The following is a 10,982-nucleotide window of genomic DNA, read 5'->3' on the forward strand; positions in this document are numbered from 1 at the left end:
TACCGGCGCTCAGGTGCGCGGCAGGGTGACCCCGGTCTGGCCCTGGTACTTGCCACCCCGGTCCTTGTAGGAGGTCTCGCAGACATCATCCTTGTCGGCCTGGAAGAACAGCATCTGCGCCACGCCTTCGTTGGCATAGATGCGCGCCGGCAACGGCGTGGTGTTGCTGAACTCCAGGGTCACATGGCCTTCCCACTCCGGCTCCAGCGGGGTGACGTTGACGATGATGCCGCAGCGCGCGTAGGTACTCTTGCCCAGGCACACCACCAGCGTGTCACGCGGGATGCGGAAGTACTCCACGGTGCGCGCCAGCGCGAAGCTGTTGGGCGGGATGATGCACTCATCGCCCACGATATCCACGAAGCTGCCCGGGTCGAAATGCTTGGGATCGACAATCGTGGAGTTGATGTTGGTGAACACCTTGAACTCGCGCGAGCAACGCACGTCGTAGCCGTAGCTGGAGGTGCCGTAGCTGACGATGCGCTGGCCATTGGCCTGCTTGACCTGGCCGGCTTCAAACGGCTCGATCATGGCGTGCTGCTCGGCCATCTGACGGATCCAGCGGTCACTCTTGATGCTCATGGGGAGTCCTGGGTGCGGGAAAGACAACGGCACCGCCAACGGCGCCCGGACGTCGATTCTAAACAGCCACCCCCGCGGCGGCCAGCAGTGGATGCCCAGCCCTGATGCGACAAGGCCCGGCAATGCCGGGCCAGGTGCGGGGGCAGTGGCCGGCCGGGTCAGATCAACGAGGACAGGATCGGGATGCTGGCGCGTGGGCGCTTGCCCATTTCCTCGACCAGGCGCTCGGCCGCATGCAGGTAGGCCTGCGCGGCCAACGACGCCGGGGCGGCGGCGGTGATCGGCGTGCCTGCGTCGCCCTGCTCGCGGATACCGATTTCCAGCGGCAGCGAGCCCAGCAGCGGCACGCCGTACTGCGCGGCCATGCGCTGGCCACCGCCTTCGCCGAACAGATGCTCCACCTGGCCGCAGTTGCCGCAGGTATGCACGGCCATGTTCTCGATGATGCCCAGCACCGGCACCTCGACCTTCTCGAACATCTTCAGCGCCTTCCTTGCATCCAGCGTGGCGATGTCCTGCGGCGTGGTGACGATCACCGCGCCAGCCAGGGGAATCTTCTGGGTCAGGGTCAGCTGGATGTCGCCGGTGCCCGGCGGCAGGTCGATCAGCAGGTAGTCCAGGTCGTCCCACAAGGTGTCATTGAAGAACTGGGTCATCGCCGAGGTCGCCATCGGGCCACGCCAGATCATCGGCGTCTCGTCCTCGATCAGATAGCCGATCGACATGGTTTCCACACCGAACGCGCGCATCGGCTCGATCGACTTGTTGTCCGGGCTTTCCGGGCGGCCACTCAGGCCGAGCATCGCCGGCACGCTCGGGCCGTAGATGTCGGCATCAAGCAGGCCCACGCGCGCGCCAAGGCTGACCAGCGCGACGGCCAGGTTCACCGCCGTGGTGGACTTGCCCACCCCTCCCTTGCCCGAGCCCACCGCGATCACGTTGCGGATGCGCGGATGCGGGGTCAATCCCTTCTGTACCTGGCTGGCATGGGGACGACGGGGTTGACTGGTACTCACGGCGGGAACTCCGGGGAAACGCTTCTAATTGACCGCCCACTATACAACCTCGCCCCTGAGCGACCGGGGGAGGCCCTGCCTGCAACGCGTTATTGACCTCGGCGGGAGGCAGCGCGCTGCACCGCCGACTGTTGACGCCGCCGCCGCCCTCGTTCATCTTCCCGTCATCTTTCGTTTCATTCCGAGTAAAGGACCTCATCCCAATGCACACCCGTCACCGGTTCGGACTCAGCACGATCGCCGTCGCCCTCGCCTCCCTCTGCTGCAGCCCACTGATGGCTGCCCCGCTGCCGGTCGACGACTTTGCCAAGATCCCGGCGATCCAGTCGGTGACGATGAGCGCGGACGGCAAGCAACTGGTCGCCATCATCGCCGCCCCCGGCAGCAACAATGGCGACACCGCGCTGGCCAACTGGAACCTGGACAATCTGGCCGCCGGTCCTGTTGCGATCACCCCTTCGGGCGACCGCATGAAGTTCATCGCCGCCAGCGCCCTGAAAGCAGGCCGGAACCTAGTCATCGGCCGCCAGGAACTCACCGCCCAGCTGGCCGGTTGCGGCGAGGGCAACAGCGTGGGCTCGACCAAGACCTTCCTGGCCAAGGCCTACCTGACCGACGCCAGCCAGCAGAAGTTCGACGAAGCCTTCGCCGACAACACCCGCAAGCTTGGCATCAGTGAACAGACCCAGCGCTGCCTGGAGATTGCCGGTACCGCCTCGCTGGTGCACTCGCTGCCACTGGACCCGGACAAGGTCATCATCTCCCAGCTCAACCAGAGCACGCTGTCGGCCAATTACTACCGATTCAATCTGAAGACCGGGCAGACCGAACTGCTGTTCCGCGGAGATGCGCGTTCATCGCCGGGCCTGTTCCACCCGCGCAACGGCGAACTACTGACCCGTACCCAGATCGAGCCAGCCGGTTCGAACGAGTACGAGCAGCAGATCCTGATCAAGAACAAGTCCAGCGGGCAGTTCGAGAAGCACGACACGCTGACCACCAAGCTGACCGACCGCTATGAGATGGACATCGTCGGCATCGACGACCAGAGCGGCAAGTTGTATGTGCTCACCGACAAGTTCTCCGAGCAGGTGCAGGCACGGCTGTACGATCCGGCCACCCGGACCTTCGACACCGAGCCGTTGGCCGCGCATCCGCAGTATCCGATCGGCGGCCTGATCCTCGGCACCCGCCCGAGCAACTTCAACCAGGTGCTGGGCTTCTATGTGGATGGCCCCCGGCGCGAGGCGGTCTACGTTGACCCGCAGATGAAGGCATTGCATGACGGGCTCAAACAGGCCTATCCGGGCCTGTATGTGTCCATCACCGGCTACAACGACGACCTCTCGCGCGTGCTGTTCACCACGAACAGTGCCGCCAGCCCGCCCTCTTACTATGTGTTGAGCAACCGTAAGAGCGTCACCCCCCTGGGCAGCGAGCGTCCATGGCTGGACGGCAAGCAGATCGGCGAGCAGCGCTGGGTTACCTACACCGCGCGCGACGGCCGCAAGATCCCGGCGATTCTCGACCTGCCGGCGGGGTGGAAGGACGGCGACGCCGCCCTGCCAGCGCTGGTCCATCCGCATGGCGGCCCGTGGGCACGTGATTACACCGGCTGGGATATGTCCGGCTGGGTACCGTTCTTCACCTCGCGTGGCTATGCGGTGATCCGCCCGCAATACCGCGGCTCCACCGGCTTTGGCCGCGATCACTGGATCGCCGGCGACAAGCAGTGGGGCCTGTCGATGCAGGACGACAATGATGATGCGGCCGCCTGGCTGGTCCAGCAGGGCATTGCCGCCAAGGACCGTCTTGCGATCTTCGGCTATTCCTACGGCGGCTTCGCGGCGGCGGCGGCCACGGTTCGCAGCCCGTCCCCGTTCCAGTGCGCCATCGCCGGCGCTCCGGTGACCGACCTGGCGCGGCTGGGGGTGTCCTGGAGCGAAAACCGCCTGCAGCGCATCCTGCAGGGCCAGACCGTCAAGGGCATGGACCCGATGCAGAACACCGCCAAGGCGAGCATCCCGGTGCTGTTGTACGTGGGCGACCGCGACGTGCGCACCCCCGCCACCCACGCCCGCAGCTTCTACAACGCGGTCCAGGGCAAGGTACCGGCCAAGTTCGAGCTGATTCCGAACATGCCGCACAGCATGCCGTGGTACCCGAGCCACTACCGGGCAACGCTGCCGTTGATGGCCGATTTCCTGGCCAAGGAATGCGGCGCCGGCGGAATCTGAATCCGGGCCAGCGCCTCTCAAGTCCCTTCAAGAACCCCCGTCGGCCCTGTGCCGGCGGGGGTTTTTGCGTTCTGGAAACGTGAATTCACGCCTAACAGAAAATCGTTAATTTTTTGCGATGTTCATGTTGCATTTACATTTTTACGGACATAGACTCCGTTAACCGAAGCATAACAAACGGGGATCCAACCGCATGCGCACCATGAACCGCCTCATCTCGCCAAGCCGTCTTCCGCTCGCCCTTGCAGTTCTCGCATGTCTGCAGGCAGCACCGGTCCTGGCCCAGGAATCCACCCAGCAGGAAGCGGCGGCGTCAAGTGACTCAAGCAGCAGCCGGAAGGCCACTGACCTTGACAAAGTCATTGTCACCGGATCGCTGATCCGCCGCGCCGATTACGAAACCGCTTCCCCGGTCTTCACCATCGACACCGAGCGCAACGCTGCGCAGGGTCAGGTGAACATCGGCGAATTCCTGCAGCGCTCCGCGATCGGCGCGTCCGAAACCCAGATCACCAATCAGTTCGGTGGCTTTGTGGTGGACGGCGGTACCGGCGTCCAGACCTTCTCGCTGCGCGGCCTGGGTGCCAACCGCACCCTGATCCTGCTCGACGGCCAGCGCCCCGGCCCGGCCGGTACCCGCGGTGCCGTTGGCGCCTTCGATCTGAACGTGCTGCCGACCGCCATCCTGCAACGCGCGGAAATCGTGAAGGACGGCTCGTCCTCCATCTACGGCTCCGACGCTGTTGCCGGTGTGGTCAACCTGATCACCAAGAAGAACTTCGAGCGCCCGGAACTGACCGTCACCGGCCGCGTCCCCACCGAGGGTGGTGGTGAAGTGTTCGCCGGCTCGCTGGCCAACGGCTGGAACTTCGAGCGCGGCAGCATCGTGGCCGCGGTCGAATGGTATCGCCAGAACGAACTGACCCGTGGCGATCGCGACTTCTTCAAGTGCAGCCAGGATTTGATCAAGGATGCCAACGGCAACCGTATTGATCGTCAGGATCGTTCGGTTCTCGCCGGGACCTCGCTGGCCGGCTGCACCAACATGCTCTACAACGTGATCGACGAGTACGACTCGCCGATCCGCTACGTGCCTTCGCCCGACGGCAGCACCGTGGGGCCGTTCCCGGGCTATCGTCCGCGCGCCAACCAGACCTATGCCAATGGCAATCCGGTTGCGTTCTACGAGGAGCCGCAGAATTTCGCGGCCTGGGGCAAGGGCCACATCATCAACCGCCAGGAGCGCAAGTCCGCATACCTGGGCACTGATTTCGGGTTCGACTCGTTCAACTGGAAAACCCAGTTGCTGTACAACAACCGCAAGACCGAGAACTTCCAGTGGCGCCAGTTCTTCCCGGTCGTGGAAGCACCAGGCACGACCAATGGCTATGCCCAGCCGGTGATGCCGTTCAAGTCCAGCTCCAGCGTCGAAGTCGATTACTTCTACTTTGCCAACAAGCTCGATGGCATGTTCAAGGGCACCGACTCGTGGGGCTGGGAAGTCAATGCGAACTACAGCCGCTCCAGCGGCAAGTACAGCAGCCTGGGCATCCGCAACTCGATCACCGGTGACCTGACACGTCCGGGTGCTGGCGATACGCCGGCAGCGAACTACTTCGACCCGGGCTACCTGGACGGTTCCAAGGTTGACGAGCTGGTGTCGATCCTGGGCATCACCGCCGCCGGCAAGACCACCTACGACCAGACGACGATCAATGCGATCTTCACCGGCGAGCTGTTCGACCTGCCGGCCGGCGCGTTGGGCACCGCGATCGGTTTTGAATACCGCAATTACAAGATCAACGATCAGCCGGGCGAGGCGTTCAAGGATCTGTGGGGCGCCTCCACCGCTGACGTCACCAAGGGCGACGACAAGGTCAAGGAAGCCTTCGTCGAACTGGATATTCCGTTGATCAAGGGCGTCACCGGGATCGAGTCGCTGAGCGCCAACGCGTCCGGTCGTATCTTCAAGTACGACTCGGTGGACGGCAGCGACAAGGTGTGGAAGTTCGGCCTGAACTGGCAGATCATCCCGTCGCTGCGCCTGCGCGGTACCTTGGGCACTTCTTACCGTGCCCCGGGCCTGTACGAGCTGTACCTGGGCAACCAGACCGGCTTCCAGGGCCAGACCGCGATCGATCCCTGCATCCGCTGGGGCGAGAGCGACAACACCAATCTGCGCGCCAACTGCGGTGCCGCCGGGATTCCAGACACCTACACCGGCGCAGGCTCCAGTGCCACGGTCTTCACCAGCGGTGGTGCAGGCCAGCTGAAGCCGGAAACCTCACGTGCCAAGAGCGCCGGTATCGTCTTCACGCCGGCCTTCGCGGACCTGAGCATCGCGATCGATTACTTCGACTACAAGATCATGGGTCAGATCACGGCACTGGGTGCGGATGACATCGTGAGTGGTTGCTACTCCTCCACCACCTATCCGAACCGCTACTGCGACCTGATGAAGCGCAACCCGACCACCGGTCCGGACGCGAACATGATCACCGAGGTCTACGCTCAGTACCTGAACATCAACCAGCAGCGCACGCGTGGTTGGGACATGACGGTGAACTGGGAGAAGGAATTCGGTTTCGGCAAGTTCGAACTCGATTCCCAGGTCACTTACACCGTCGAGGATGTCGCGCAGCTCTTCGACACCGCTGAAGCCAGCGGGTTGTCCGCGGCGGACCAGCTGGGCTTCATCGGTCGTCCGGACCTGGTTGCCAACCTCGGCCTGAGCCTGACCCGCGGCGACTGGACCTATAACTGGCTGGCCCAGTACATCGCCGAGACCAAGAACAAGGATCTGAACGAGAGGTTCACCTATCAGGGTCGTCCGGATTCCTACCGCGACATCACCGCCGAATCGCGTATCTACCACACCGCCTCGATCAGCTACGAGCAGGCGGACTGGGAAATTCTGGTGGGCGTGTCGAACGTGTTTGATGCGAAGCCGCCGCTGGTCTCCACCGGTGCCGTTTCGACCCGCTATGGCAACACCCACCCGTTCGCCACCCAGTACGACTACTACGGCCGCACCCCGTTCGTGCGCTTGAAGTACCGTTTCTGATCGCACCACACGCGTGAACAGACGAGGGGCGGCAGCGATGCCGCCCCTCTCTTTTTGTCTGGATGCCAGGAACCCCGACGCTACCGGCCCGCACCGGGTCGCTCAGTCGGCCAGGATCACCTGCGCGGCGTTATGCCCCGGCGCCCCGGTAACACCCCCGCCGGGATGGGTGCCGGCCCCACACAGATACAACCCGGGCAAGGCCCCGCGATACTGGGCCTGGCCCAGCATCGGTCGCGCACTGAACAGCTGGTTCAAACTCAGCGCGCCGTGGAAGATGTCGCCACCGATCAGGCCGAACGTGCGCTCCAGGTCGAGCGGACTGAGCACCTGCCGGCCCAGCACCGAGGCCGCAAATCCTGGCGCCTGCCGCTCCACCGTGGCGATCATCAGGTCGGCCACTTCGTCGCGATGATCGTCCCAGCTGCGCCCCTCCGGCAGTTGCGGTGCCACGTGCTGGCAGAACAGGCTGGCCACGTGCTGGCCGGGCGGCGCCAGGCTGTCATCCAGCGTGCTGGGAATGAGCATCTCCACGATCGGTTCGCGCGACCAGCCAAACTGGCGCGCATCGTTGTAGGCACGCTCCATGTAGTCCAGCGACGGCGCGATGATGATGCCGGCGGTCAGGTGATCGCCCGGGCCGGGCAGGCAGCGGAAATCCGGCAACCGCGACAGCGCCACGTTCATCCGGAACGTCCCCGAGCCGCACCGCCAGTTCGCCATCCGCTCCCGGGTCGCCAGCGGCACCTCGTCTGCCCCCAGCAACTGCTGGTAGAGCAGCTTGGGATTGACGTTGGCGACTACCGCGCGGGCGTGGATGTGCTCGCCGTGCAGCGTCTCCACGCCGACCGCCCTACCCTGCTGGACCAGGACCCGGCGCACGCCGGCATCGGTACGGATCTGCGCCCCGGCGGCCATCGCCGAGGCCGCCATGGCCTGGGTGATCGCCCCCATCCCGCCGATCGCATGGCCCCAGGCCCCCTTGACCCCATTGCTCTGCCCGAACGCGTGGTGCAGCAGCACGTAGGCCGTGCCTGCCGCATACGGACTGGCGTAGTTGCCGACGATGCCATCGAAGCCGAACAGCGCCTTGATCGGCGCGCTGTCGAACCAGCGCTCCAGATACTCGGCGGCCGATATCGTGAACAGGTCCAGCAGTTCCTGGCGCAAGGCCGGCGACAGCGCGTACAGCTGGCGGCCCAGTTTTCCGGCCCGCCACAGCTCGGGCAGCAGCTGCAGCCAGTGACCCTCGCCCACATTGGGCGGCGGCTGCAACGCCACGGCGCGCAGCACGTCGGCAAACAGCTCCAGCCGCCGCTCGTAGTGCGGCAGGCGCTCGGCATCCTGCGCCGAGAAGCGCGCCACTTCGGCCTGGGTGATGCCATTGCCCGCCAGCAGGTAGCCGCCCTCGGGCAATGGCAGGAAATTATTGATGCGACGCGGCACCACGCGCAGGCCGTGCGCGGCCAGGTCGAGGTCGGCGATCACCTTGGGCTGCAGCAGCGAGACCGTGTAGGAGGCCACCGAGTTGCGAAACCCGGGATGGAATTCCTCGGTGACCGCCGCGCCGCCGACCACGCCGCGCCGCTCCAGCACCAGCACGCGCTTGCCGGCGCGGGCCAGGTACGCAGCGCAGACCAGGCCGTTGTGGCCGGCGCCGATGATGAGGGCATCCCACGGCTGCGTAGAGGTCTTGGCCATGCCCCTTGTATACACCGGCCCGACGCGGGTTGTCGCGGCACCGCGCAGGTCTTTGCCGCAGCGGTCGGCCGGCCGTGCCGGATCCGGCGGACCCGGCTACGCAGGTCCGGCTTGCCATCGGCCATGACCTTCGACACCCTTGCAGTCCGGGCCAGCGGCGTATCGTCTGGCCCACGGCCCCGTTGGGGCCCGCCCATGCATGACCCATCGGCCTGGAGGCCATTCTAGTGATCGCTCGCACTCCCAAGATTGTTCTGCTGACCCTGGCCGTTTCGGCCGCGCTGGTCGGCTGCGGCAAGAACGAAACCCCGGCGACGGACAGCGCGGCCTCCACCGCCACGCCGGCCGCCGCCCCCGCTGCCGCCAACGAGTACAAGCTCGATGAAGGCAAGCTGCCGGCCTACAACGCCTTCCACCCGTCCGACCTGAACACCAGCATGGACGCCTGCGGTGCGTTCGGTGACTACGTCAACAGCAAGTGGCTGGCGGCCAATGAAATCCCCGCCGACCGCACCAGCTGGGGCGCCTTCACCATCCTCGACGAGCGCTCGGTCGCCGTGCAGCACCAGCTCGCCGAGCAGGTTGCAGCGGTCAAGAACCCGACCGGCATCGAGAAGATCGTCGGCGACTTCTGGGCCACCGGCATGGACGAAGCCAAGATCAACGCGCAGGGCATCGAGCCGCTGAAGGCCGAACTGGCGGCCATCGACGGCCTGCAGGACAAGAACGCCATTGCCGACTTCCTGCGCAGCAGCGCGGCCAAGGGTGAAAACCTGCTGTTCGGCTTTGGTCCGGAAGCGGACTTCAAGAACTCCAGCATGAACATGGCCTACGCCAGCCAGGGTGGCCTGGGCCTGCCGGACACCACCTATTACACCGACGCCAAGAACGCCGACAAGCTCAAGGCCTACCAGGCACACGTGGCCAAGGTGCTGGAACTGTCCGGCGTTGCCACCGCCGATGCGGCCAAGCAGGCGGCCGACGTGGTCAAGTTCGAAACCCGCCTGGCCAAGGCATCCAAGTCCAGCGAAGCGCTGTCGCGCGATGTCTCGCTGTACTACAACCCGGTCACCGTGGCCGACGCCGACAAGCTGACCCCGAACTTCAGCTGGTCGGAGTTCTTCAAGGCCCAGGGCATCGCCACACCGGAGAAGTTCTCGCTGGCCATTCCGTCCTTCCACCAGGAAGTGAGCAAGGCACTGGGCGACACCGATCCGTCGGTGTGGCGTGCCTACCTGCGCTTCCACAGCGTGGACAGCGCCTCGCCGTACCTGGCCGAAGCGTTCGTGCAGGAAAACTACAACTTCTACGGCAAGACCCTCAACGGCCAGAAGGAACAGAAGCCGCGTTGGAAGCGCGTGCTGGGCACCATCGAAAACGATGCCGGTGATGCGTTCGGCCAGCTGTACGTCAAGGTCGCCTTCTCCCCTGAAGCCAAGGCCAAGATGGAAGAACTGGTCAAGAACCTGGCCGCCGCGCTCAAGGAGCGCATCCAAGGCTTGACCTGGATGAGCGATGAGACCAAGGCCAAGGCGATCGCCAAGTGGGAAACCTTCACCCCGAAGATCGGCTACCCGGACAAGTGGCGTGACTGGAACGGCCTCACCACCGGCCGCGACAGCTACCTGGGCAATGTCCGCGCCGCCAACGAGTTCAACTACAAGTGGGCGCTGTCCAAGATCGGCCAGCCGGTGGACAAGACCGAGTGGGGCATGACCCCGCAGACCGTCAACGCCTACTACAACCCGTTGCAGAACGAGATCGTGTTCCCGGCCGCGATTCTGCAGCCGCCGTTCTTCGACCCGAAGGCGGACGACGCGCTCAACTACGGCGGCATCGGTGCGGTGATCGGCCATGAAATGACCCACGGTTACGACGACCAGGGCAGCCGCTTCGGCCCGACCGGCAACTTCGAGAACTGGTGGACCGAGGCGGACACCAAGAACTTCAGCGGCCTGACCGGCAAGCTGGTCAAGCAGTTCGATGGTTACAAGGTGGATGGCCAGGCCGTCAACGGCAAACTGACCCTGGGCGAGAACATCGCCGACCTGGGTGGCGTGGCGACTGCTTACGACGCCCTGCAGAAGGCCTCGGTCGGCAAGGAAGATCCGAAGATCGACGGTTTCACCCGCGATCAGCGCTTCTACTTCAACTGGGCCACCGTGTGGCGCACCAAGTACACCCCGGAAAACGCCAAGGTCCGCCTGGCCACCGACCCGCACGCACCGGCGCAGTTCCGCGCGATGGGCGCGCCGTCGAACCTGCCGACCTTCGCGGCCGCGTTCCAGTGCAAGGCTGGCTCGCCGATGGTGCGTGCCGGCGACCAGCAGGTCGTGATCTGGTAAGCCATCGCGTCAACGCGTGATCGGATGCAGGCAAAGG

At 64.8% G+C, this 10,982-nt stretch carries 6 protein-coding genes; 3 read left to right on the plus strand and 3 right to left on the minus strand.

Going from position 1 to position 10,982, the window contains the following annotated elements:
• Positions 1-9: 9 nt before the first annotated feature.
• Positions 10-582, minus strand: a complete 573-nt coding sequence (gene dcd, locus AC3IR9_RS14790) for a dCTP deaminase (RefSeq protein WP_489291590.1) — start codon at positions 580-582, stop codon at positions 10-12.
• Positions 583-740: 158 nt separating this feature from the next.
• Positions 741-1,598 carry an iron-sulfur cluster carrier protein ApbC gene (gene apbC, locus AC3IR9_RS14795; protein ID WP_489291591.1) on the minus strand — a complete coding sequence of 286 codons (858 nt, stop codon included), beginning with the start codon at positions 1,596-1,598 and terminating at the stop codon, positions 741-743.
• Between the two features lie 275 nt (positions 1,599-1,873).
• On the opposite strand from apbC, the gene AC3IR9_RS14800 reads away from it, so the two are divergent.
• Both AC3IR9_RS14800 and AC3IR9_RS14805 read left to right on the plus strand, forming a co-directional pair.
• On the plus strand, positions 1,874-3,835 hold the full coding sequence (locus AC3IR9_RS14800; RefSeq protein WP_489291592.1) for an alpha/beta hydrolase family protein: 1,962 nt from the start codon (positions 1,874-1,876) through the stop codon (positions 3,833-3,835).
• Between the two features lie 193 nt (positions 3,836-4,028).
• A complete protein-coding gene (locus AC3IR9_RS14805) occupies positions 4,029-6,899 on the plus strand; it encodes a TonB-dependent receptor plug domain-containing protein (RefSeq protein WP_489291593.1) in 2,871 nt (956 codons plus the stop codon).
• Between the two features lie 102 nt (positions 6,900-7,001).
• Here the strand turns inward: AC3IR9_RS14805 and AC3IR9_RS14810 are convergent, their stop codons facing one another.
• Entirely contained in the window at positions 7,002-8,600 is a 1,599-nt protein-coding gene (locus tag AC3IR9_RS14810; protein WP_489291594.1) for a phytoene desaturase family protein, read from the minus strand.
• Positions 8,601-8,830: 230 nt separating this feature from the next.
• On the opposite strand from AC3IR9_RS14810, the gene AC3IR9_RS14815 reads away from it, so the two are divergent.
• Complete coding sequence (locus AC3IR9_RS14815) at positions 8,831-10,945, plus strand: M13 family metallopeptidase (protein WP_489295843.1); 2,115 nt, start codon at positions 8,831-8,833, stop codon at positions 10,943-10,945.
• Positions 10,946-10,982 lie beyond the last annotated feature (37 nt).

The sequence above is a fragment of the Stenotrophomonas sp. GL_101 genome, assembly GCF_057835675.1.